Origin of the sequence: Kitasatospora sp. NPDC001603 (genome assembly GCF_040298365.1) — a bacterium.
Lineage (GTDB): Bacteria > Actinomycetota > Actinomycetes > Streptomycetales > Streptomycetaceae > Kitasatospora.
The window spans coordinates 240,528-263,530 of sequence record NZ_JBEPAA010000002.1 but is presented as its reverse complement, the minus strand read 5'-3'; the positions used below and the strand labels follow the sequence as shown (position 1 = coordinate 263,530).

21 protein-coding genes are annotated in these 23,003 nt (G+C 72.7%); 8 read left to right on the top strand and 13 right to left on the bottom strand.

Going from position 1 to position 23,003, the window contains the following annotated elements:
* Positions 1-75 precede the first annotated feature (75 nt).
* On the bottom strand, positions 76-1,581 hold the full coding sequence (locus tag ABT263_RS02760) for an MFS transporter (RefSeq protein ID WP_352286808.1): 1,506 nt from the start codon (positions 1,579-1,581) through the stop codon (positions 76-78).
* A 128-nt stretch (positions 1,582-1,709) separates the two neighbouring features.
* On the opposite strand from ABT263_RS02760, the gene ABT263_RS02755 reads away from it, so the two are divergent.
* Positions 1,710-2,225: a MarR family winged helix-turn-helix transcriptional regulator gene (locus ABT263_RS02755; RefSeq protein ID WP_352286888.1), complete on the top strand. Its 516-nt coding sequence runs from the start codon at positions 1,710-1,712 to the stop codon at positions 2,223-2,225.
* Positions 2,226-2,341: 116 nt separating this feature from the next.
* On the opposite strand, the gene ABT263_RS02750 is transcribed toward ABT263_RS02755, so the two are convergent.
* The 3 genes from ABT263_RS02750 to ABT263_RS02740 all read right to left on the bottom strand — a co-directional run bounded on the left by ABT263_RS02750 (position 2,342) and on the right by ABT263_RS02740 (position 4,481).
* Positions 2,342-3,199, bottom strand: a complete 858-nt coding sequence (locus ABT263_RS02750; RefSeq protein WP_352286805.1) for an SDR family oxidoreductase — start codon at positions 3,197-3,199, stop codon at positions 2,342-2,344.
* A gap of 121 nt (positions 3,200-3,320) precedes the next feature.
* Positions 3,321-3,785, bottom strand: a complete 465-nt coding sequence (locus ABT263_RS02745; RefSeq protein WP_352286802.1) for a hypothetical protein — start codon at positions 3,783-3,785, stop codon at positions 3,321-3,323.
* 177 nt (positions 3,786-3,962) lie between these two features.
* Positions 3,963-4,481 carry a MarR family winged helix-turn-helix transcriptional regulator gene (locus tag ABT263_RS02740; RefSeq protein WP_352286799.1) on the bottom strand — a complete coding sequence of 173 codons (519 nt, stop codon included), beginning with the start codon at positions 4,479-4,481 and terminating at the stop codon, positions 3,963-3,965.
* A gap of 219 nt (positions 4,482-4,700) precedes the next feature.
* On the opposite strand from ABT263_RS02740, the gene dacB reads away from it, so the two are divergent.
* Entirely contained in the window at positions 4,701-6,308 is a 1,608-nt protein-coding gene (gene dacB / locus ABT263_RS02735) for a D-alanyl-D-alanine carboxypeptidase/D-alanyl-D-alanine endopeptidase (RefSeq protein ID WP_352286797.1), read from the top strand.
* Between the two features lie 107 nt (positions 6,309-6,415).
* On the opposite strand, the gene ABT263_RS02730 is transcribed toward dacB, so the two are convergent.
* The gene (locus ABT263_RS02730) at positions 6,416-7,045 is read right to left on the bottom strand and encodes a hypothetical protein (RefSeq protein ID WP_352286794.1); all 630 of its coding nucleotides are present in this window, start codon (positions 7,043-7,045) and stop codon (positions 6,416-6,418) included.
* A 626-nt stretch (positions 7,046-7,671) separates the two neighbouring features.
* Between ABT263_RS02730 and ABT263_RS02725 the strand changes: the two genes are divergently transcribed.
* Positions 7,672-8,595 carry an acetoacetate decarboxylase family protein gene (locus tag ABT263_RS02725; protein ID WP_352286792.1) on the top strand — a complete coding sequence of 308 codons (924 nt, stop codon included), beginning with the start codon at positions 7,672-7,674 and terminating at the stop codon, positions 8,593-8,595.
* A 15-nt stretch (positions 8,596-8,610) separates the two neighbouring features.
* Positions 8,611-10,209, top strand: a complete 1,599-nt coding sequence (locus ABT263_RS02720; RefSeq protein ID WP_352286789.1) for a succinic semialdehyde dehydrogenase — start codon at positions 8,611-8,613, stop codon at positions 10,207-10,209.
* Between the two features lie 15 nt (positions 10,210-10,224).
* On the opposite strand, the gene ABT263_RS02715 is transcribed toward ABT263_RS02720, so the two are convergent.
* A complete protein-coding gene (locus ABT263_RS02715) occupies positions 10,225-11,199 on the bottom strand; it encodes an alpha/beta hydrolase (RefSeq protein WP_352286787.1) in 975 nt (324 codons plus the stop codon).
* Between the two features lie 252 nt (positions 11,200-11,451).
* Between ABT263_RS02715 and ABT263_RS02710 the strand changes: the two genes are divergently transcribed.
* On the top strand, positions 11,452-12,153 hold the full coding sequence (locus tag ABT263_RS02710) for a type 1 glutamine amidotransferase domain-containing protein (protein WP_352286785.1): 702 nt from the start codon (positions 11,452-11,454) through the stop codon (positions 12,151-12,153).
* Positions 12,154-12,261: 108 nt separating this feature from the next.
* On the opposite strand, the gene ABT263_RS02705 is transcribed toward ABT263_RS02710, so the two are convergent.
* The 3 genes from ABT263_RS02705 to ABT263_RS02695 all read right to left on the bottom strand — a co-directional run bounded on the left by ABT263_RS02705 (position 12,262) and on the right by ABT263_RS02695 (position 14,429).
* Positions 12,262-12,618 carry a hypothetical protein gene (locus tag ABT263_RS02705; RefSeq protein ID WP_352286783.1) on the bottom strand — a complete coding sequence of 119 codons (357 nt, stop codon included), beginning with the start codon at positions 12,616-12,618 and terminating at the stop codon, positions 12,262-12,264.
* Between the two features lie 127 nt (positions 12,619-12,745).
* Positions 12,746-13,705, bottom strand: a complete 960-nt coding sequence (locus ABT263_RS02700; protein WP_352286780.1) for an NAD(P)H-quinone oxidoreductase — start codon at positions 13,703-13,705, stop codon at positions 12,746-12,748.
* A 100-nt stretch (positions 13,706-13,805) separates the two neighbouring features.
* Positions 13,806-14,429: a TetR/AcrR family transcriptional regulator gene (locus ABT263_RS02695; RefSeq protein ID WP_352286778.1), complete on the bottom strand. Its 624-nt coding sequence runs from the start codon at positions 14,427-14,429 to the stop codon at positions 13,806-13,808.
* Positions 14,430-14,519: 90 nt separating this feature from the next.
* Here ABT263_RS02695 and ABT263_RS02690 point away from each other — a divergent pair, with 90 nt between their 5' ends.
* Both ABT263_RS02690 and ABT263_RS02685 read left to right on the top strand, forming a co-directional pair.
* Entirely contained in the window at positions 14,520-15,779 is a 1,260-nt protein-coding gene (locus tag ABT263_RS02690; RefSeq protein WP_352286775.1) for an NADH:flavin oxidoreductase/NADH oxidase family protein, read from the top strand.
* Positions 15,780-16,138: 359 nt separating this feature from the next.
* Positions 16,139-17,443, top strand: coding sequence for a hypothetical protein (locus ABT263_RS02685; RefSeq protein ID WP_352286773.1), 1,305 nt, complete (start codon positions 16,139-16,141; stop codon positions 17,441-17,443).
* A 457-nt stretch (positions 17,444-17,900) separates the two neighbouring features.
* On the opposite strand, the gene ABT263_RS02680 is transcribed toward ABT263_RS02685, so the two are convergent.
* Positions 17,901-18,965: an aldo/keto reductase gene (locus ABT263_RS02680; RefSeq protein ID WP_352286771.1), complete on the bottom strand. Its 1,065-nt coding sequence runs from the start codon at positions 18,963-18,965 to the stop codon at positions 17,901-17,903.
* A 126-nt stretch (positions 18,966-19,091) separates the two neighbouring features.
* On the opposite strand from ABT263_RS02680, the gene ABT263_RS02675 reads away from it, so the two are divergent.
* Complete coding sequence (locus ABT263_RS02675) at positions 19,092-19,946, top strand: helix-turn-helix domain-containing protein (protein ID WP_352286769.1); 855 nt, start codon at positions 19,092-19,094, stop codon at positions 19,944-19,946.
* Positions 19,947-20,334: 388 nt separating this feature from the next.
* On the opposite strand, the gene ABT263_RS02670 is transcribed toward ABT263_RS02675, so the two are convergent.
* The 3 genes from ABT263_RS02670 to ABT263_RS02660 all read right to left on the bottom strand — a co-directional run bounded on the left by ABT263_RS02670 (position 20,335) and on the right by ABT263_RS02660 (position 22,886).
* Positions 20,335-21,480, bottom strand: coding sequence for an RNA polymerase sigma factor (locus tag ABT263_RS02670; protein ID WP_352286767.1), 1,146 nt, complete (start codon positions 21,478-21,480; stop codon positions 20,335-20,337).
* Positions 21,477-21,884 (bottom strand): YciI family protein, encoded by a 408-nt coding sequence (locus ABT263_RS02665; RefSeq protein WP_329485370.1) that lies wholly within the window; start codon positions 21,882-21,884, stop codon positions 21,477-21,479. Before ABT263_RS02665 ends, ABT263_RS02670 begins: the two co-directional genes overlap by 4 nt.
* A 324-nt stretch (positions 21,885-22,208) precedes the next feature.
* On the bottom strand, positions 22,209-22,886 hold the full coding sequence (locus ABT263_RS02660; RefSeq protein ID WP_352286764.1) for an excalibur calcium-binding domain-containing protein: 678 nt from the start codon (positions 22,884-22,886) through the stop codon (positions 22,209-22,211).
* Positions 22,887-23,003 lie beyond the last annotated feature (117 nt).

Below are 23,003 nucleotides of genomic sequence, written 5' to 3'. Positions count from 1 at the left end.
AGGAGGTGACCCGGCCGCGGTGCGGCGGACGGCGGTGTTCGGCGGGCTTCCGTGGGCGCCCTCCCCAGCTGTGCTTCACGCGGTGAGGTGCCGCTCCGCGTCGGAGCCGGTGGCGGGCGCGGTGGCGGTGGCGGTGCCGTGCTGCTCTTCTTCGGGGCGGCCCTTCTTGGGCAGCAGGAAGGTGATCGCGAAGAAGACGGCCAGCAGGCAGGCCTGGACGATCAGCGCGCGGTGGAAGCCGCCGGTGAAGTCACCGGCCTTGGCCTGGGCGAAGAACACCGAGCCGAAGACCGCGACACCGATGGAACCGCCGACCGCCTGGACCGCCGACAGGACACCGGAGGCGGAACCGATCTCGTCGTCGTGGACCGCGGCCAGGATGAAGCTGAACAGGGCGGCGATCACCAGGCCGGCGCCGATGCCCGCCACCGCCACGCCGGGGGCGATGTCCCAGATCGAGAACGAGGTAACGTCCAGGCCGTCGAGCTCGAACCACAGCACGCCCGCGCCGGCCAGCTGGACCAGCGGTCCGATCTGCAGCACCTTGCGGCCGATCCTGTCCGCGAGGAACGCGCCGCTGACCGCGCCGCCGATCGCGGTTCCCACCGCGAGGGGCAGGTTGCCCAGTCCCGCCTCACCGGCGGTGAAGTGCCGGCCGATCTGGAGGAAGAGGGTAAGAACGAGCTGGGTGCCGATGAGCCCGCCGAAGAACAGGGCGAGGCCGCCGAGGCCTACGGTGAAGGCCGGCTTGCGAAGCAGGCCCGGGGTCACCAGCGGCTCGCGTCCCGCGGCTGCCGTGCGGCGCTGCTGGAGGGCGAAGAGGGCGAAACCGGTCGCCGAGGCGGCCATGGACAGCCATGTCCACAGCGGCCAGCCGTTCTCCTGCCCCTGGTTGAGCGGCAGCACCAGCAGGGCGCAGGACGCCACGACCAGCGCGGCGCCGGTCATGTCGACCCGTACGGAGCGGTCGCCCGCCTTCTTGGGCACGAACTTCGCGGTGACGATCAGTGCCGCGATTCCGATGGGCAGGTTGACCAGGAACACCGACCGCCAGCCCAGGTCGAAGAAGTCGCCCTCGATGAGGAAGCCGCCCAGGACCGGGCCGATGATGCCGCCCAGGCCGAGGACCGGTCCGAAGACCGCGAAGGCCTTGGTGAGCTCGGGGCCGGAGAAGTTCTCCCGCAGCAGGCCCAGGCCCTGGGGCAGCAGCATCGCTCCGGCGGCGCCCTGCAGCAGGCGGAAGGCGATCAGTGACTCGATGTTCGGCGCGACCGCGCACAGCAGGGAGCTCGCGGTGAAGGTCGCCAAGCCGATCAGGAACATGCTGCGTCGGCCGAAGCGATCGCCGAGCCGGCCGCCGAGCACGAGCCCGGCGCCCAGGGTGAGGGCATAGCCGCCGATCACCCATTGCAGTCCGACGGAACCGGCGCCGAGGGACCTCTCCAGGTCCGGCCCGGCAACGTTGACGATCGAGGCGTCCAGGAGATCCATGATCTCCGCGACGATCATCACCGCCAGGATCAGCCACCGCCACCGGTAGGGCTCGGTCGTCCTGTCAGGGATGGGAGACGGGGCACGCACGTCAGATACCTCCATGGTGAAGTAATTCCATGATGAAGGTAAATTGATGGGGGTAGGTTGTCAAAGGCGGGCCGCCCACCTGGACGCCCGGCGGGCGAGACGAGGTGGCAGTGCCTGTGGAGGAAGCGATGGGCGACGGTGGCGCGGCGCGGCGCGAGCGGCTGATGGAGGGGCTGCGGATCCATGGCGGCCACTACGCCGAGCTCAGCCGGCGCTTCGCCGCCTGGCTGGGCCTGCACTCCACCGACGCGACCGCGGTGCTGGAGATCGCCGCCGCCGAGGAACGCGGGGCCCCACTGTCACCGGCCCGGCTGAGCGAGCGCATCTCCCTGTCCACGGGAGCCACCACCGCGCTCCTCAACCGCCTCGAAGCGGCCGGGCACATCACCCGCACCCGCGAGCACTCCGACCGGCGCATCGTCACCCTGCGCGGCGGCCCGCACATCCAGGAGCGGGCGGACGAGTTCTTCGGCCCGCTCGCCCACCGCCTCGACGCCGTGATGGCCCCCTACCCGCCACAACTCCTGCAACAGTTCGAGCAGTTCATCACCGCTCTGAACGCCACCATGGACGCCCACCTAGCCGAGCGGAGCCCGGTGGCCCCGCCCCCCGGCTCCCCCCGGGGGACCGCCGGCGCCGGCTAGGGGTGGCGAAGGCCGTCGTCACGGCCAGGGCCAGCCATCCACCCACAGCGTCCGCGGCGGTCGGGCCCCCGGGGCGCGACTCCCGCGCCGGAGCCGGGGCGGGCGCCGCCGGCGGGCTACCGGTCGAAGTGGTGCCGGTGTTCGGCCAGGAAGGCGTCGAGGGTGCGGGGCGAGCGGCCGAGGACGTCGGCGACGGTGCTGGTGGGTGTCTCGGGGCGGGCGACGGCCAGTCGCTGGATCTCCACGACGTGGTCGGCGAGCCAGTCGGGCATGCCGGCCCGGTGGACGAGGTTGTCGCGCATCTCGTCCGGGGCGAGGTCGACGTACCGGATCGGGCGGCCGGTGACCGCGGTCAGCCGGGCGGCGAGGTCGGGGTGGGAGACGGCTTCCGGTCCGGTCAGGGTGTAGGTGCCGCCCGCGAGGTGACGGCGGGTGAGCACGGCGGCCGCGACGTCGCCGATGTCGCGGCTGTCGACGTAGTTGCAGGGCGCCTCCCCCATCGCGCCGAGGACGACCCCCTCGGCCACGGCGGGCGCCAGGCGCAGGAGGTTCTGCATGAACGCGTAGGGCCGCAGGACGGTGCCGGTGAGTCCGGAGGCGCGCAGGTGTGCCTCGACGGCGTGGTGTCCGCGGGATATCGCGACGGGCGAGTCCGGCTCGGCAGCCGGGGCGGAGACCTTGACGACGTGTCCGATGCCGCTGACCACGGCGATGTCGATGACGCGGGTTTCGAGCGCGACCTGCTCGGGACTGTTGGCCATGGCGAGGAAGAGCTGGTCGGCGCCCTCGAAGGCCGCGCGCAGCGAGTCGGGGTCGCCGGCGTCGGCGTACCGGACCTCGACGAGCCGGTCGTGCCGCGGGCCGGCGGCGCCGGGGAGCGGCCGCTGCGGGGTGCGGGTGAGGGCGCGCACGGGTACGTCGAGTGCGCGGAGGCTGTGGAGCAGGGCGGTTCCGGTGGTTCCGGTCGCTCCCATGACAACGATCATCGGGTGTCCTCACATACCTGGTGTGTTCCGCGGCGGCGGGTGCCGCCGGGTTCGGTGACGGCCGGGGCCGGGGCTACGGCCGGGGCAGGGGCTACGGCCGGGGCAGGGGCTACGGCCGGGGCTTCGCGACGGTGCCGCGCCAGCGCAGGGTGACGATGGTGGTGGCGAGCACGGCGGAGACGGGCAGGTCGATGCGCAGCCGCCGCAGCCAGGGGGCGGCGGGAAGCGCGGTGTGCGCCGGCAGCCATGCGGCGACGAACCACCCCAGCCCCGCCGCCACGCCGGCGGTCGCGACGACGAGCAGCACGGTCAGCACGAGCCGCGGCAGGGCGAGGGTCCAGCGCCGTGGCCGCCCGCCGTGCCGCAGCCAGGCGCCGACCAGGAAGGCCACCACGGCGGAGGTGCCGGCGATGGAGGTGACGGCCGCCACCGTGAGGTCCGCCTGACCGGTGACCACCCCCGCGGTACCGGCCATCAACGCGGGAGCGGCGTAGGCGGTCAGCACCTCGCGCCACAGGACGAACGGCCGGGCGGCCGCCCGGCTCGGGGCGGTTCGGTCCTTCGTTTCGGGCATGTCGGCCTCTTCTTCTCGTTCGGGTTCCGAAAGGCGAAAGGGTTCGACCGGGCGGCCGGACGGGCCTACTCCGGTCAGGTAATTAGCTGGCTAATTACTGCTCCGTCAAAAGGGCTCCCGTCCACGGGACGGGAGCCCGGGCCGGCCCACGGCCGGGGTCGGCCGAATGGGCCGGGGTCAGTCGGCGGTCAGCGCCGAACTGCCGCGCACGACGCGGGAGAGCAGGTCCAGGAACACCGTGCGCTCCTCGACGGTGAGCCCGCCCACCATCGCCTCCAGTCGCCCGAAGTGCTCGGGCGCCATGTCGCGAAGGCGCTGCGCACCGCGCGCGGTCAGGACCGCCACCGTGCCGCGCCCGTCCTCGGTGGACGGGCGCCTGGCGACCAGACCCTCGCGTTCGAGCCCGTCGAGCAGGCCGGTGACCGTGGCCCTGGAGACGTCGAGATCGGCCGCCAGCTGCGAGGGGGACTTCTCTCCCCCGTGACCTTCGAGGTCGGAGAGCAGGCGGTAGCGGCCCGTCGAGAGCCCGAACCGGGCGAAGTGCGCCTCGGCCGCCCGGCCGACTCTCGCGCCCGCGGAGATCAGTCGCACCGCGACCAGCACCGCCTGCGGATCGACCTCCAGCCCGTAGTGCCGCAGCTGCCATCCGGCCTGCTCCAGCGTGGGCTGCTCACCGTCGCCACCGTCCCTCGTCATGCAGATAATATGGCAGCTAATGACTTGGCCCGTCAAGGAGCCACGGGCATTCGCGAATGGCACCCGCCCGACGGCCGGAACCCCGGAGTGACGGCAGGACGCGTGGCGGGAGGGTGAACCGCGCTCCGGCCCCACCGGCCGGGGCCACCGCCCGGGTATGTCTCGCGGAATGTCCGACCTCAGGACGGCGCCGGTACCCGGCCCAGAACAGGTGGATCCATGAGTTCGACCCCCAGAAGTCGGCGCGTCCGGGCCGCGGCCCTCCTCACCAGCCTCGCGACCGTGCTCGTCCCCGCGCTGACGCTCGGCACCGCCGCGCCGGCCGCCGCGCACGGCGACGAGCTGAGCGCCGAGATCCGGGCCATCATGGCCAAGCCCGGCTACGAGCACGCCCAGTGGGGACTGCTGGAGCGGGACGGCACCACCGGCGAGATCATCCACTCCCAGTTCCCCGACCAGTTCTTCCTCCCCGGCTCGACGGCCAAGCTGCTCAGCGTCTCGGGCGCCTGGCACGCGCTGGGCGGCGACCACGAGTTCACCACCCCCGTGCAGGCCGTCGGGCAGCAGAACGGTTCGGCCCTGGACGGCAACCTGGTCCTGATCGGCCAGGGCGACCTCACCATGGGTGGCCGGACCGCCCCGGACGGCTCGGTCTCCTACACCCCGATCGACCACACCTACGCCAACGACGTGCCCGGCGCGACCCTCACCCCCGAGGACCCGCTGGCCGGGCTCGACCTGATCGCCCGGCAGGTGCGCGATGCCGGACTCACCCGGATCGACGGCGACGTCGCCGTCGACACCCGGCTCTTCAGCTCCTTCCCCGGCCTGGACCCGACTCCCACCCCGCTGATCGTCAACGACAACGTCATCGACCTGCTGACCACCCCGACCGCCCCGGGCCAGCGCGCGCAGCTGACCTGGCGTCCCCAGGTCGCGCCGTACCAGGTCGAGTCGACGGTGCGGACGGTCGCGGCGGGCAGTCCGACCGACCTGACGGTCTCCGCCTCCCCCGACGGCACCCGGATCACCGTCTCCGGCACGATCGCGGCCGACGCCCCGCCCACCCTGCGGATCTCCCCGGTGCAGGACCCGGCCGCGTTCGGGCGCACCGCCCTGATCGAGGCCCTCGGCCGCGCGGGCGTCACGGTCACCGCCGCGCCGACCGGGCCGAACCCGACCGACAAGGTGCCGGACTCCTACGACGGCACCCGGCGGGTGGCCGCCTACGTCTCCCCGGTCTACGCGAAGTACGCCAAGCTGATCCTCAAGGTCAGCCACAACCTCGGCGCCAACCTGGCCATCTGCCTGATGGCCGTGACCGCGGGCAGCCACCAGTGCGAGGACGGCTTCCCCGTCCTCAACGAGTTCCTGCGCGGGGCCGGGATCGACCCGACCCAGGCCCAACTCCTCGACGGCCGCGGCGGAAACCCGGTCGACCGGGTCACCCCGAGGATCGAGACCGACATCGTGAACTACTGGCAGAACACCCCGGAGGCCGCCCGCTTCCGCGACGCGCTGCCGATCCTCGGCGTGGACGGCTCGCTGGCCGGCGCGTGCGCCGGCTGCCCCACCTGCCCCGGCAAGGGCAAGGTCTGGGCGAAGCCCGGCAGCGTGGTCGGCGAGGACGGGCTCAACCAGCGGCTCGCCGTCGGCGCCCAGACCCTGGGCGGCTACCTCGACGCCGGCCACGGCCGGCTGAACACCTTCTACCTGGCCGTGAACGGCGCGTCCGCGCCCGACATCGAGGGCTTCCTCGACGAGATCAACGACCTGTCCCGGATCGCGGGCCTGCTGCAGCAGGAGGCCGAGGCACGCAACGGCTGAGGTCCGAGGCCGTTCGGCGGGCCCGGCCGGACGGTGACCGGCGGGGGCCGACTCTGCCGCTTCTGCTGCCGGGCGCCACCCCCTCGCACCACTGCGCGGGGCCGGGGTCACCGGGCTGCCGGACCCGGACCGCTGTCGACGTCCGCAGCGGGCGATCGGCCCGGCGGGACGGGCCGCAGGGTGGCGGGGTCGGCGATCAGCCAGGCGGTGTCCTTGTCCTCGCCCCACCGTACGTTCGCGATCCAGGGCAGCTCCGGGCCCGGACGGCGACGGGCGGTGACCAGGCAGGAGCGCCAGTGGCCGCCGACCCGCGCCCAGGCCAGGCGCCAGCACCGGTCGGCGCCGTCCTCGGCGGGCGTGCCGGCCAGCTCGGCGGGCACCGCCACCGCGTCCCGCCACCGGCCGAGGAACGGCGCGGCCGCGGGAGGCGCGTCCTGCGGCTCGGGCAGCGGCCGGACGGTCTCCTCCGTGTACAGGAACCAGCCCCAGGGCTGTGGGCTGTCCGTGTCGGGCGCCCAGCGCACATGGACCACCCAGCAGGCGGCGCCGGGCGGGCGCCGCCACACGGTGAGCATCCCCGGGCGCCACTCCCCGCCGAGCCGGATCTCCACCAGCCGCCACCGCCGCACGTCCCGGGACGCTCCGGGCAGGGTCATCAGCTCGCGCGGCGCCCGCTCGGCATCGCCGGGCCGCTCGGGCGGGCGGACGGGGCGGGAGAACGGAACGGCCGAGGTCATGAACCCATTATTCGATTGTTTGTTCGAGTGATCAAACGTCAGCTCGCGGGCCGCCGGATGGGGCCCTGCTGTGCCGAAGCACGACAGGCGTCACCAAGGCAGGCTTGTTGGCCCCAAGCCCAACGGGGGATCGGACGGGGCGTCACCCCGGGCGGGCGGGAGGATCGCCGCCGCGTGCGGCACCAGTGGGGTCGACCGCCATGGCGCCAGCGGCCGAGCGGCAGAGGCCACACGGGATTTAGCTGCTCTAGCGGTATACAGCCGCACGCTGGTATTTGAATTAACGGATATTTGAAGGAAGGGTCTACGCGGTCGCCATGGATCCCGCGCTCACCGCTCTCGCCGGCGGCTGGGCCGCCCTGTCCCTCTTGCAGGGCAGGGTCGAGGTGCGCGTCGAGCATTCGCTGCAGGCCCGGCACGGCCTGAGCATGCGGGAGTCATCGTTGCTGGAGGTGCCCAGCCGCCAGCACGACGGCCTCGGTGGGCGGCTGGCCGCATGGTCGGCTGGCCAACCCCGGCGGCCGTGCCTATCCGCGGAATCCCCGTGCACCCCATTGTTGACGGTGCTTACATCGCGCCCTATAGTCATGTGTACACCGCTTACATGACTAGTGAGGAGCCGGGCCATGTCTTCGGCGCAGAAGGACACCACCGTCAAGGTCGACCTGGGCGGCCGCACGGTCACCGTCCCCAAGGGGGGTCTGTACGACCGGTACCGGATGAACCCCGACCTGGATGAGATCGCCCGGGACCCCCGCGTCAGCGGGGTGGACTTCTTCCGGCAGCTGCCCAAGATCAAGGTCGACTCCCCGATCGGCCCCACGCTGACCCCGAACTTCTACTACAGCGTCTCGACCGCCCGGATCACCATGCTGGCGCCCTCCAGCGCGATCCGGACCCGGCTGCCCGGCGAGCTCGCGCCGCTGGAGATCGCCCCGGGCCTCGGGCTGATCTCGGTCATGTTCTTCCGCTACGACGTGTGCGACATCGACTTCTACACCGAGGCCGCCGTCGGCATCGCCGTGAAGCCCGCGCGGCACGGCAAGCTCGGATTCTTCGACCTCGTCGCCGGCCTCAAGAACGAACACCTCGACTCCTACGTGCTGTCCCTGCCGGTCAGCACGGAGATCGCCCAGGTCCGCGGCCACGACGGCTACGGCTTCCCCAAGTGGGTCACCGGCCTCGACGTCGACATCGACGAGCGCCGCACCACCGCCCGGGTCACCAACCACGCCGGCGGCCTCGACCTGTCGCTCCAGGCGACCACGCCGAAGCAGACCGCCCACCTGAGCGGCGACCGCGTCAGCTCGCTCACCTCCTACACGACGATCAACGGCGCATGGCACTCCACCCTGAGCCAGACCAACGTGCTGAACGCCGGCACGACGCGCCTGCCGCGTGACGTCCGCCTCCAGCTCGGCGAGGGCCGGATGTCCGACGACCTGCGCTCGCTCAAGCCGATGCGGACCATCCAGTTCGACGTGATGACCGAAGGCCAGCTCGCCCTCCACATGCCGGTCCCCACCTCGGTCCAGCGCCGGAACAAGTAGCAAGGAACCCTCGCCATGGCCATCGCACAAACCGCCAGCCCCACGGCCGCCCGCGCCCAGGGCCTGCCCGCCTCCATCACCCCGGCGCTGATCGAGCGGCTGACCGCACGGGTCTCCGCCGCACCGAACGCCGCGCGCGTCACCACCAGCACCCCGTACTCCGGCCACCCCCTGGGCGACTTCCCCATCTCCACCCCCGACGACGTCGAGGCCGCGTTCGCCCGCGCCCGCGCTGCCCAGGCCACCTGGGCGGCCACGCCGATCGCGGAGCGCAAGAGGATCATGCTGCGCTTCCACGACCTCGTCCTCGCCCGCCAGGAGGAGGCGCTCGACCTCATGCAGGCCGAGAACGGCAAGACCCGCCGCGACGCGTTCCTCGAAGTCGTCGACATCGGGATCGTCGCCCGCTACTACGCGCGCAACGCCGCCAAGTACCTGAGCCCAAAGCGCCGCCGCGGCGCGATCCCGCTGCTCACCCACACCACCGAACTGCGCCACCCCAAGGGCGTCGTCACGGTGATCTCCCCGTGGAACTACCCCCTGAGCATGGCCGCCAGCGACGCCATCGCCGCGCTCATGGCGGGCAACGCCGTCGTCCAGAAACCCGACACCCAGACCGCGCTCACCGCCCTGTGGTCGCTCGACCTGATGTACGAGGCGGGACTACCGGCCGACGTGTGGCAGATCGTGGTCGGCCGGGGCAGTGCCATCGGCGGCGCCCTGATGGCAGGCGCCGACTACATGATGTTCACCGGTTCCACCGCCAGCGGACGCCAGATCGCGAGCGACGCGGGCCGGCGCCTGATCGGGGCCTCCCTCGAACTCGGCGGCAAGAACCCGATGATCGTCCTGGACGACGCCGACATCGACAAGGCCGCCGCCGGCGCGGTCAACGCCTGCTTCCCCTCCGCCGGCCAGCTGTGCGTCTCCGTCGAGCGCCTCTACGTCGCCGAGTCCGTCCGCGAGAAGTTCGTCGCCGCGTTCGTCGAGCGCACGAAGAGGCTCAGGATCGGCGCCGCGTACGACTACAGCGTCGACGTCGGCTCCCTCACCACGCCGTCCCAGCTGGGGACCGTCACCGAACACGTCGACGACGCCGTGGCCAAGGGCGCCACCGTCCTGGCCGGCGGCAGGGCCCGCCCGGACCTCGGCCCCCTGTTCTACGAGCCGACCATCCTCACCGACGTCACCCCCGAGATGACGGTGTACGACCACGAGACCTTCGGCCCGGTCGTCTCCATCTACTCCTTCCGCCACGTCGAGGAGGCGATCGCACGGGCCAACGCCACGCCGTACGGCCTCAACGCCAGCGTCTGGTCCCGCAACGGGGCGCGCGGCCGAGCCGTCGCCGCCCGCGTGCACGCCGGCACCGTCAACGTCAACGAGGCCTTCGCCGCCGCGTGGGGAAGCATCGACGCGCCGATGGGCGGCATGGGCGACTCCGGACTCGGCCGCCGCCACGGCGCCGAGGGCATCCTCAAGTACACCGAGGCCCAGACCGTCGCCCACCAGCGCATCCAGGGCTTCTACCCGCCACAGCGCGTCAGCCCCGAGACCTGGGCCGCCCTGCTGACCGGCACGCTCAGGGCCATGAAGGCGTTCGGCGTCCGCTGAACAGTGTGGGGCCGCTCAGTCGCCGTGGAGCGCTGTCCTGAGGGCATCGATGGCGAGTTTGCGGGCGACGTTGGCGGCGCGGGTGTCGCGCAGGCTGTCCAGGAGCAGGAAGTCGTGGACCATGCCGGCCACGCGGACGGACGTGACGTCGACGCCGGCCTCGCGAAGCTTGTTGGCGTACTGCTCGCCCTCGTCGCGCAGGACATCGGCCTCATCGGTGATGACCAGGGTGGTGGGCAGCCCCCGCAGCAGCTCCAGTGGGGCCTGGAGTGGCGAGGCGTGCGGCTCGGCACGCTGGGCCGGGTCGGTGGTGTAGGCGTCCCAGAACCACTTCATCCCGTCGCGGGTGAGGTAGTAGCCCTCGGCGAACTGCAAGTAGGACGGGGTGTCGAAGTCGGCGTTGGTCACCGGGTAGAGCAGGACCTGGGCCTTGAGGCCGATGCCGCCGCGCTCCTTGTTCATCAGCGCGAAGACCGCGGACATGCAGCCGCCGACCGACTCCCCGGTGACCGCGATGCGCGAGGTGTCCAGGCCGTGTTCCGCACCGTGCTGGAGCACCCACTGGCCTACGGCGTAGTTCTGCTCCACCTGGGTGGGGTACCTGGCCTCCGGCGCGCGGTCGTAGACGGGGAAGACGCCCGCCGCGCCCGCGCCGACGGCGAGCTCCCGGAAGAGGCGGTCGTGGGTCTTGTCGTCGCCGAAGACCCAGCCCGCGCCGTGGATGTAGAACACCACGGGCAGCGGTCCGGTGACGCCCTTGGGGCGGATGATGCGGGTTCGCACGGTGCCCCACTCACCGGTGTCCACCTCGACCCACTCCTCGTCGACCTCGGGACGGGGCACGCTCGGGTCGGACTGCAGGCCGAGGAGGATCTCTCGGCCCTTCTCCGGCGGGACCTCGTAGAGCCGCGGGTGCGGATCGGTCGCGTCGCACAACTCCTTCGCGGCGGGCTCCAGGTACGGCGTGATCGGCGCAGGAAGCTCAGTCATCTTCTCTCCATGTCGCGGGCACACGTGTGCCGTGCTCGTGCGGCCTCACCGGCCGCGCCTGACGAACCCCCGGCCGAACCTCCCCTCCTCCTATCGTCGGATCCCGCGCGCGAGGCGCAACCTGTAGCCCTGGCCGCGGACCGCGGCTCTCACCGGGCGGGCGCCCACGGCGGCGCCGAAGATCGAGACAAACGGAACACGACGGCAGCCGTTCGGACGGACGGCCCCGTCATCACCCGGAAAGGCGAGAACATGACCCGTGCCCTCTTCGTCGTCACGGCGGCCGACCACTGGACGCTGAAGGACGGCACCAGGCACCCCACGGGCTACTGGGGCGAGGAACTGGCGATGCCGCACAAGATCTTCACCGAGGCCGGATGGGAGATCACCATCGCGACCCCCGGCGGGAAGCGACCCACCCTGGACAGGATCAGCATGGGCCGCACCGCCGGCCTTCCGGGCACCCTCCGCGAAGTCGCCGACTACCTCGCCACGATCCAGGACGCACTGGACGCCCCGGCCTCCCTCAGCGACGTGGATCCCGACGACTTCGACCTCGTCTTCTACCCCGGGGGACACGGCCCCATGGAAGATCTCTCCCACGACGAGGTCTCGGGAGCGCTCCTCACCAGGCAACTCGCCTCCGGCAGGCCGCTGGGTCTGCTGTGCCACGGCCCTGCCGCGCTGCTCGCGGCCAGGACCAACGACGGTTCCTGGCCCTTCGCCGGATACCGGATCACCGCGCTGTCCAACTTCGAGGAGAAGCTGAACAGCTTCGGCCGCAAGGCGTCCTGGTTCCTGGAGGACCGGCTGCGCGAGAGCGGGGCGCACTACGCCAAGGGAAAGCTCCCGCTCCTGCCCCACATCGAGGTCGACCGCACTCTCTACACCGGCCAGAACCCCGGCTCGGCCAAGCAGCTCGCCCACCGCATGGTGGCCGACCTGGCCCACTGACACGGGCGCGAGCCCGGTTCTTCAGGCCGGGATCGCGAACGGTCCGAACAAGCGGAGCAGAGTGGCGGACCGCGGTCCGCCACCCTGCTCCGGCTTCGGATCTGTGCTTCAGCTCTTCGGCGCTTTGGACGAGGCGAGCTGGCCGGGCATCTCCTCCATGGACGTCTGGGCGGGCCGGTAGCGCGCGTCCGGCGCACGACGGCTCTTGGCCCTGTCGCTGCGGAGGTCGAAGCCGATGTTGCGGCGCACGTACTCGCGCGGGAGTCCGATCACCGGCGCGAGGGCGACCGCGAGGGGCTCGGGAGCCGCTCGGCGCAGCAGCCCCGGCTCGGCCCCGTGAGCGGGAAGCAGCCTGCGGCCGAGGTCCACGATGTCGGTGGTCTCCGCCACGACGAGGTGGCGGCCCTCCGCCTCGGGCAGGGAGGCCGCCGTAAGGTGCGCGTACGCGGCCTCGCGGACGTCCACGACGGCCCGGGCGATGCGGGGTGCGCCGAAGCGGGCCCCGCCACTGGCCGTCTGGCCGGCGATGGCGAAGCTCTCGCTGGTGGGGTCGGGGGTGAGCGAGGGGCCGGTGTCGGTGGAGTTCCTTCGCTCAGTCGTTGACGAGGATGATCTTGCCGGTGTGTCCGCCCGCCTCCATGAGGCGGTGCGCCTCGGCGGCGTCGGCGAGCGGGAGGGCGCGGTCGACGACGAGCTTGACGGTCCCGTCCTCGATCATCGGCCAGACCCGTGCGCGCACCTCGGCGATGATCGCGGCCTTGTCGGCGGCGGGGCGGGTGCGCAGGGTGGTGCCGTGGACGGAGGCGCGCTTGAAGACCAGCTCGGCGAGGTTGAGCGGGGCCTCCAGGCCGTCCTGCAGGCCGATGACGACCAGGCGCCCGTCCGCTGCGAGGGAGCTGATGTTGCGCTGGAGGTACTGGCCCCCGATGACGTCGAGGATGACGTCGTAGGGTGCGTGCTCGGCGAAGTCCTCGGTGCGGTAGTCGACGGTGACGTCGGCGCCCAGCTCCCGGGCGCGGGCGGCCTTCTCCGGGCCGCCGACGGTGGTGACGACGCGGGCTCCGAGGGCCTTGGCGATCTGGATGGCGGCGGTGCCGATGCCGCCGGCGCCGCCGTGGACGAGGAGGCTCTCGCCGTGCTCCAGGCGAGCGGTCATGACGAGGTTGGACCACACCGTGGCGACGGCCTCGGGCAGGGCCGCCGCCTCGACGAGGCTGAGGCCCTTGGGGACGGGCAGGAGCTGGCCCGCGGGAACGGCGACCTTCTGGGCGTAGCCGCCGCCGGTGAGCAGGGCGCAGACCTCGTCGCCGATCTTCCAGCCGGTGACGCCTTCGCCGATGGCGCTGATGCGCCCCGACGCCTCCAGCCCGGGGTAGGGGGACGTGCCGGGGGCGAGGGGGTACAGGCCCCAGCGCTGCATGATGTCGGCCCGGTTGAGGGCGGTGGCGGCCACGTCGATGACGACTTCGCCCGCCGCGGGGGTCGGGTCCTCGACCTCGGTCCACTCCAGGACCTCAGGGCCGCCGAATTCCTTGATCGTTATTGCCTTCATGGTGCAAGTCCGTTCGCATGAGCCAAGAAATGTTTGCACTGCACACATTAGGCTCACTAAGTGTGCAGTGTCAACATCTACCCGCCTGGCTCGGCCACTGCTAGGCGTCGACCTGCTCGGCCGTCGCGGCCTTCGGCTGGGGCCGCCCAGGAGTCGCGGTCAGCAGTGCCTGGACGGCGGCTCGGACCTGGGCCGACACCGCCCCGGGGGTGGAGGTGTCCAGCTTCCCGTCCAGATGCAGGAAGGCCAGGCCGTGGACGACGGCCCACACGGCGGTGGACAGGGCCTCGGGGTCGGAGCCGGCGAAGACGCCGTGGACGATGCCGCGGACGTACTCCCAGATGGCGGCGGTCGCCGCGACCCGCTCCTCGCTCGTCGGATCACAGGGCTCGGCGAACATCACCCGGAACAACGCCGGACGCTCCAGGGCGAACCGGACATAGGCGACCGCGACCTCGGCGAGGTCCTCGGGCGTGCGCGGTGACGGGTGCGCCGCCGCCAGGTGGTCGGCGAGCTCGGCGTAGCCCTCGGCCGCGACCGCCGAGACGAGCGCGTCGCGGTCTGCGTAGTGGCGGTAGGGGGCGGTTGCCGACACCCCCGCCCGTCGAGCCACGGCCCGCAGGGACAGCCCGGCACTCCCGTCCTCCTCCAGGAGTTCCCGGGCGGCGCGCAGGCATGCGGCGCGCAGATCGCCGTGGTGGTACGAGGCACTCACTTGTGTCATGGGTCACTCTCTCCAATGTTTGCACCGCCTACATTATTGGCTTAATGTAAGCGATGTACACATCCTAGTCGATGGAAGAGGAAGAATCAGATGGCCAGCGAACTGTTCACGCCGCTGCCCCTGGGCTCCGGGGCGGTGCTGCCCAACCGGATCGCGAAGGCGGCCATGGAGGAGAACATGGCCGGCACCGGCCAGCTCCCGGACCAGCAGCTGGTCGGCCTGTACCGGCGCTGGGCCGCCGGCGGCACCGGGCTGCTGATCACCGGCAACGTCATGGTCCACGCCGAGGCCCTGACCGGCCCCGCAGGTGTCGTCCTGGACGAGGCCGCGCCCCTGGAGCCCTTCGCCGAGTGGGCGAAGGCGGGCAAGTCCGCCGGCGGGGCGATCTGGATGCAGATCAACCACCCCGGCCGCCAGGTCGCCTCCGACATGCCCGGCGTCGTCTGGGGACCGTCCGACCTCGGCGTCGACCTGGGCAAGCACAGCGGCCGCTTCGGCCGACCGAGCGCCATGACCGCCCAGCAGATCGAGGCCACCGTCAAGCGCTTCGCCGTCACGGCCGCGCGCGCCGAACAGGCCGGCTTCGACGGGGTGGAGATCCACGCCGCACACGGCTACCTGCTGTCGCAGTTCCTGTCACCCCTGGTCAACAAGCGCACCGACGCCTGGGGCGGCTCTCTGGAGAACCGGGCCAGGATGCTCCTGGACACCGTCCGCGCCGTCCGCGCCGCGGTCTCCCCGTCATTCACCGTCGCCGTGAAGCTCAACTCCGCCGACTTCCAGCGCGGCGGCTTCGACGCCGACGACGCACGCCAGGTGATCGAGTGGCTGTCCCTGCTCGACGTCGACCTGGTCGAACTCTCCGGCGGCAGCTACGAGAGCCCCGCCATGACCGGCCGAGCCACCGACACCCGCACGCAGGCCCGCGAGGCGTACTTCCTGGAGCTGGCCAAGGACCTGGTCACCACCAGCCCCGTCCCGCTGATGCTCACCGGCGGCATCACCCGGCACACCACCGCCGAACAGGTCCTCGCCAGCGGCGTCGCACTCGTCGGCATGGGCACCGCCCTCGCCGTCACCCCCGACCTCCCCAACCACTGGCTCAACGGCCGCGAGGCCGACCGCCAGATGCGACCGGTCACCTGGAAGGACAAGCCCCTCGCCTCAGCCGCCAGCATGGCCCAGGTCCGCCGCCAACTGCGCCGCATCGCCCGCGGCAGCAAGCCCAGGCCCGGCATCCACCCGGCGATCGCCCTGCTCGGGGAGCAGCGTCAGCAGCGCCGGGCCCTGCGCCGCTATCGTGCGTGGCTGCCCACGCGCCTGAAGGCCGCAGGCCACCGACACCCGTAGCAGCCGGCACGCATCCTGGTCTCCGCTGTCCGGCGTCAGGGGCCCAGGATGCATGCGTATGTGCCTTTCCGGCCGAAGCTGCCATGACGGATTTCAATCCGCGTCGGCGGGTCTGATGGCTTCGACGGGGTCAATGAGCATCAACGTGATGTCACCAGGAGCGGGCGGACAACTTCCCAGCATCGCGTCCTGGATCATGAGGAGTCGCCCCTACAGCCGGTGAAAAGCAGGGGCTACTCGTCAAAGGCAGCGCGCGTTCGCTCCCTGCGACGCTGAGCCCGAGGGCTGGGCCCGACCGTGGCGGTGAACTGACCGTGACGGGGCGTGCCCGGACGGCTTCGGATGCCGTTAGTCCTGGCATGAAGATCCTTTCCTTGCCGACCGCCGCTCTGCCCGCGGCCGTGAAACCGTTCACCTCGGCCGGTCCTGACGCTGCGCGTTCGGCGCGCCGGACGGCCCGGCGCGTGGCCGTGGCCATGGCCGTCATCAGCTCCCTGGTGCCCGTGGGTGTGGCCGGCCCCGTCCACGCGGCTGAAGTCGCGCAGGAGGCGGTGTTCGACAAGCCCGGCTCATACGTGTGGACTCACCCCGACGGATACGGGCAGATCACGATCTCGCTCTGGGGCGCCGGCGGCGGTGGCGCCGGTGGTGGCGGTGGTGGCGGTGGCTCTACCGGCGGCACCGGAGGTGGAGGCGGCGAGGGAGGGGGGCTGGCCGCGAACGCCGGTGGTGGTGGAGGCGGCGGTGGCGGCGGGGCAGGTGGTGGCGGCGGCGGTGGTGGCAGCGCCGGGGAGTTCGTCACCTGCACTATCACGGCAACCACACTGCTCATCCAGGTCGGCAGCGGCGGCCCCGGTGGCGCCGCAGGAGCCGGCAGGGGCGACACCGACCCGGGAGGCGCAGGCGGCAGCAGCTTGTTCCATCCCGGCGGATACGACGGCAGCACCGGGTGGACCGGCGATGCAGGTCGGCCCGGCAACGCCCCCGGGGAGCACGCCACGACCGTCCAGGGCCTCATCGAAAGGGGCGAGGACGAGTATGAAGACGACCCGGACGGGCCGTTCGTCAGTGCCCCTGGTGGAGAGGGTGGCGCTGCTGGGAAAGCCGGCAGCGCAGGCTCGGGCGGCGGAGGAGGCTGGGACGGCACGTTCGGCAAGGGCGCCCCAGGAACCGGCGGAGCCGGCGCGAACGCCCCGGGCACCGCGGGCACCGGCGGGAAGGCCAGCGCAACCAGGGCAACCTGCGAGGAGAGCTTCGAGTCCCTGCCCCACACCGCGACCCCGGGCGGCGACGGTACCCGCGGCACCCCCGGCACGGCCGGCGGCGCGGGTAGTGCCGGCAAGAGCGGTAAGGGCATCGAGAACAGCACGGTGAGCGGCGGCAGCGGCGGCACACCCGGGAACGGTGGCCAAGGAGGCAAGGGCGGCGCCGCCGTCTCCTCCGGCGGCAAGTCCTACGGCGCCGGAGGAGACGGCGGCGCGGGCGGCTCAGGCGGCAGTGGCGCCTCCGGCGGCCGCGGCGGCTGCTACAAGCCCAGCTTCGGCGGCGGCTCGAGCTGCATGAGCGGTGACCAGGGCGGTTACGGCCATCGCAGCCAATCCGGAGCCTCCGGCACCGCAGGCCACAGCGGAGCCGTCGTCATCACCTGGACCCCGACAGAGTGAGACACGGGGCGGGGTCGTGCCGCGCCGACAGCCCGGCACCGCCCCGCCACTACCAGCCGACAGATACCTCGCTGGACCAGCTCCCGTGCCCGTAGGCATGAGTGACAGATAGCCTGCCAAATCCTCGCCTGATGACGGTTTCTCTGCCAATTCGATGACAGGTATCGCGGCAGACACCCGGCACGTGCCCTGGTAGATGTGCATCAGTGGTGACAACTACCGCGCCCCGTCACACCCTGCGCCGACGCGCGATATCTGTCCCGTGCGCGAGCTGGTGGTCACCAAGATCCACACAGCCGATCCATGGTTCCTGAGTCGTGACGCGCTGGTTGGACCCTGGTCACGAGAGTGGGAACCGGTCCGACCGTCGCCGACGCGGAAGCGGTCCGGACGTGGCTCGCCCGGACGGTGAACCGACCGCGAGTGCGGACTCCGGCTCCCGCCGCCGGCGGCCGGGTCAGCGGCGGCTCTCGATCCGCAGGCCGCCCGTGGTCACCCGGCGGATGGGCTCGCTCACCAGCAGCTCGTGCGGCTGGCCGAGGGCGATCGCGCCCGCCGCGTCGAGCCGGGCCAGCTGGGCGTCCGTCAGCTCGACCGCCAGGGCGCCCAGGTTGTCCTCCAACTGGGCGCAGGTGCGGGCGCCGAGCAGCGTGGTCGTCACGCCCGGGTTCCGCAGCGTCCAGGCCAGCGCCACCTGGGCCGGAGTGTGCCCCACCTCGTCGGCCACCTCCCGGACCACCCCGGCCACGCCGAGGCTGCGTTCGGTGAGGGTTCCCAGGGCGAGGTTGTGGCTCCGGCGGGTGCTCCCGTCGGGGCCGGCGCCCGTCGCGCCCACGTCGTCCCGGCCGTACTTGCCGCTGAGCACCCCGCCGCCGAGCGGCGAGTACGGGACCACGCCCAGGCCCAGCTCCCGGGCCATCGGGATCAGGTCGCGCTCCGCGGTGCGTTCGATCAGGCTGTACTCGACCTGCAGCGCGACCAGCGGCGACCAGCCGCGCAGGTCCGCGATCGCCTGCATCCGGGACACCTGCCAGGCCGGGGTGTTGGAGATCGCCACGTACAGCACCTTGCCCTGCCGGACCAGGTCGTCCAGGCCGCGCAGCACCTCCTCCGCCGAGGTCCGGAAGTCCCAGACGTGCAGGTACAGCAGGTCGAGGTAGTCGGTGCCGAGCCGCCGCAGGCTGCCCTCCACCGAGCCGAACAGCGCCTTGCGGTGCCCGCCCCCGGAGTTCGGGTCGCCGGGGCGGCGCAGGGTCGAGTACTTGGTCGCCAGCACCAGGCGTTCGCGCTCCTCATGGGCGAACTCGCCCAGCAGGCGCTCGGAGCTGCCGTCGGTGTAGGTGTCGGCGGTGTCGAGGAGGTTGCCGCCGAGCCCGACGTAGCGGTCGAACAGTTTGCGGGCCTCGGCCCGTTCCGCGCCCCATCCCCATTCGGTGCCGAAGGTCGCGGTGCCCAGGGCCAGCGGTGAGACCCGCAGTCCCGAGCGGCCCAGCAGCCGGTAGTCGTCGAGGGCCAGTGCCATCGGGTTCTCCTGTGTTCGCGTGTGTTCGTGTTCCTTGCCGGGACCGAGTCTGTAGCGACGGCGGGTCCCGGATAAGGGAGGGACTTTCCTGGGAAGACCGGTCCCAGCCTGGCGGTTGGACCGGTCATGACGACCCGCACCATGGACACCACCGAGGAACTGGGCGCCTTCCTGCGCAGCAGGCGCGAACGGCTGGACCCGGACCGGCTGGGCCTGCCCGCGCACCGGCGGACCCGGCGAACGCCCGGACTGCGCCGCGAGGAGGTCGCCGAGCTGGCCGGAGTCAGCACCGACTACGTGGTCCGGCTGGAGCAGGGCCGGGGGCTACGGCCCTCCGCGGAGGTGCTGGCGGCACTGGCCCGGGCCCTGCGGCTGGCACCCGGAGAACGCGACTACCTCTTCGACCTGGCCGGACGGCGCCGCCCCGGCACCACCGGCGGGCCGGCCGCTGGTCCGGCGCCGTCGCTGGCCCACCTGGTCGACGACCTCTCCCCGCTACCCGCCGCGCTGCTGGACCACCGCTACGACCTGCTGGCCTGGAACCCCGAAATGGCCCGGCTGCTACCGGAGTTCGACGCCGTTCCGCCGGAGCGGCGGAACGCGATGTGGCTCTGCCTGCTGCACCCGCCGATGCGCGGCTTCTACGCCGACCGCGAGAGGGTGCTGCGGGACGGCGTCGCCCATCTGCGCGCGGCCTGGGCCGCCCACCCGCAGGACCGGGCACTGGCCGGGCTGATCGCCGAATTCACCGCGCAGGACGAGGACTTCGCCCGGCTCTGGGCCGAGCGGGAGGTCCGCGTCAACGGCCGCGGTCGCAAGCTGCTGCGGCACCCGGCCGCCGGGACGATCGCCGTCGACTTCGAGGTCCTGCTCCCGCTGGAGGACCCGGAGCTCCGGCTTCTGGTCTACCGCGGCGCGGACGACGAGAGCCGCGTAGCCCTGCACCGGCTGTGCGGCGGTGACGGGCGCCAGGAAGGCTGACAACTCACGGCTGGTGACAGGAAGCGTGACCACTTGCGCTGGATGGTGTCGACGCCGAGGTGGGTGAGGACGCCGTGCCCGCCGTTCTTCCCCCCGGACGTGCAAGGTGTCCCTGGACAAGCGCCGCCTGCGCCGCACCTTTCGGGCCCGGGCTACCGGAGGGTCGGGGCCACGCCTTCGGGCCCGGGCTACCGGAAGAGCGGCACGACCGTGATCGCTCCCGTCCGGGATCTCCCCCGCCGTGCGGACGGGCCCGCTGTTCGGCGGGGAGGTCTCCGTGCACAGCCCGGACGGCCGGCACGGACGCGACACCCGGCAGCCGTTCGACGTCGAGGTCGTCGAGCGGCTGCCGACGGAGGACCGCTACGACCGGCCCGGGCCCGCCGCGTCACCGGCGCAGCTGCGCGTTGAGCCGGGCGGCCTGCCGGGTGAGGTGGTCGCGTTCGGGCAGGGTGGGCGCCGACCGGGCGGCCTGGGCGTAGAGCCGTGCCGCGGTCGCCGGATCACCGTCGCGCTCGTGCAGGTACGCCGCGACGGCGGTGTACCGCGGCAGGGCGGGGTCGAGCTCCGCCAGGGCGGCCAGCCCCGCCCGGGCGCCGTCGGCCTCGCCCACCGCGACGGCCCGGTTGAGGCGTGCCACCGGGCTGTCGGTGAGCCGCACCAGCTCGTCGTACCACTCGACGATCTGCACCCAGTCGGTCTCCTCGGTGGTCCGGGCGTCGGCGTGGAGCGCGGCGACGGCCGCCTGGGCCTGGAACTCGCCCAGGCGGTCGCGGGCGAGGGCGGCCTGGAGCACGTCGACGCCCTCGGCGATCAGCCGGGTGTCCCACAGGCCGCGGTCCTGCTCGGCGAGCGGCACGAGCCTGCCGTCCGGGCTGGTCCGGGCCGGGCGCCGGGCGTGGTGGAGCAGCATCAGCGCCAACAGGCCCGCGACCTCCACGTGGTCGGTGCCGGCCGCCAGTTGGCGGGTCAGCCGGATCGCCTCGGCCGCGAGGTCGACGTCCCCGGAGTACCCCTCGTTGAAGACCAGGTAGAGCACCCGCAGCACGGTGGCGACGTCACCGGGCCGGTCGAAGCGGACGCCGGAGACGGTCCGCTTGGCCCGGCTGATCCGCTGGGCCATGGTCGCCTCCGGCACGAGGTAGGCCTGCGCGATCTGCCGCGTGGTCAGGCCGCCGACCGCGCGCAGAGTGAGCGCGACGGCGGAGACCGGCGTCAGGGACGGGTGCGCGCACAGGAAGTACAGCTGGAGCGTGTCGTCCACCGCCTCGCCCCGGTCGGGCACGGGCTCGGCCTCGACCAGGTCCTCGCGCCGCCGCCGGGAGGTGTCGGCCCGGACGGCGTCGAGGTACTTGCGCCAGGCCACCGTGACCAGCCAGCCCTTCGGGTCGCGCGGCGGGTCGTCCGGCCACCTGCGCACGGCCTCGACCAGGGCCTCCTGCACGGCGTCCTCGGCCGCCGCGAAGTCCGCTCCGCGACGGACGAGGACACCGATCACCGCGGGCACCAGGGCCCGGAGCAGTGCTTCGTTCACTCGGTGGCCGTGCACTTCTCGCCGTAGAACGGGCGCACCTCAAGCCACTCGTGGATCGGCTTGCCCCCCGCGCCCGGGGCCGCCGACAGCTCGCCGGCCAGCTCGACCGCGCGCTCGTAGGTCTCCACGTCGATCACCATCCAGCCGGCGATCAGGTCCTTGGTCTCCGCGAACGGACCGTCGGTGACCGGGGGCCGCCCCTCGCCGTCGTAGCGGACGAACGTGCCCTCCGGGGAGAGCGCCTGGCTGTCGACGAACTCGCCGGTGCCCTCCAGCCGGGCGGCGAAGTCACGCATGTACTGCACGTGGGCCGTCACCTCCTCCGGCTCCCACTGGTCCATCGGCACGTCGTTGACCGCCGCCGGCGCGCCCCGGTAGTGCTTGAGCAGCAGGTACTTGGCCATGGTGTTCTCCTTGGTGAGGTACGGCCCATTGTGGCCGTCTTCACCCCTGGGACGGAGCCGGGCGCGGGTTCTCGACACCCCTTCGCGAAATTCTTTCCGCGGACTTCGACGCCTTCGCGGCGCGGCCGGTTCGCGCCCGCCGTGCGCCGGCCGCCCACCGGTCCGTCCCGTACCGAGCCGGGCCCGGCACCGCTCGTCGGCGGCCCCCGCGCCCGCCGACGGCGACGCGTCCGGACGGGTGCCCCCGCGGGAGGAAGGGGCCGACGGCCGGTCCGGATCGTCGTCGACGTGGACCGGCCGTGGCGCCGCCCCCTCCTCCGGGGCTCAGCGCTCGCAGGCGACGCCGTCGCCGTCCGCGTCGAGCCCGGCGCGGTAGCCCGGGTCGCCCCGGTGCAGCGGTGCGGCGCCGGCGGCCTTCGCGGCGGCGCAGTTCTTGTAGTAGGCCGCCGCCGGGGCCTGGGTGGTGGGTTCCGGCTCGCTGGTGGGGGGCTTCGGGGTGGTCACCGGCGGCTTGGTCTCCGGGACCGGCGGCTTCGGCGGAGCCGGGGCGGCGGCGGGGGTGCTGGGCGCGACCGGGACGGGCGCGGGCACCGGGGGCGCGGTGGTCGGCACCGGGCTGGGTGCGGCGGGCGGCTCGGTGGCGGCGGGTTCGGGCGCGGCCGGGGCGGGCGGGGTGGTGGGCGCCGGCGGGGTGGTCCCGGCGGGCGGGGTGGTGGGCGCGGCCGGCTCGGCCGGGGCGGAGCTCACCGGGCCCGGGGGCTTGCTGTCCTGCTCGGCCTTGGAGTCGCCGGAGGCGCCGATCAAGATCAGCAGCCAGACGGCGGCCAGCACGGTGACGGCGAGCTTCGCGCCCTTGGTGAGCCGCTTGGAGCGCCACGCCCACAGTGCGCCGAGCGGCGGGAGCAGCCAGAGGGCGAGCACCCGCAGGGCTATCTGCCCCTTGGTGCGCGGGGGCAGGGGCGCCGCGGCGGGCGCGGGGGTGTGGACATGGGTCGAATTCACGCGGATTCCCCGGGTCAAGATCACAGGTGGTAGGCGCACATCGTGCCGCAACCGTGAACGGCTTCGACCGGTATTCCACACATCGGGCACCCCGGCCCCGGGAGTGGGCCCCGGGGC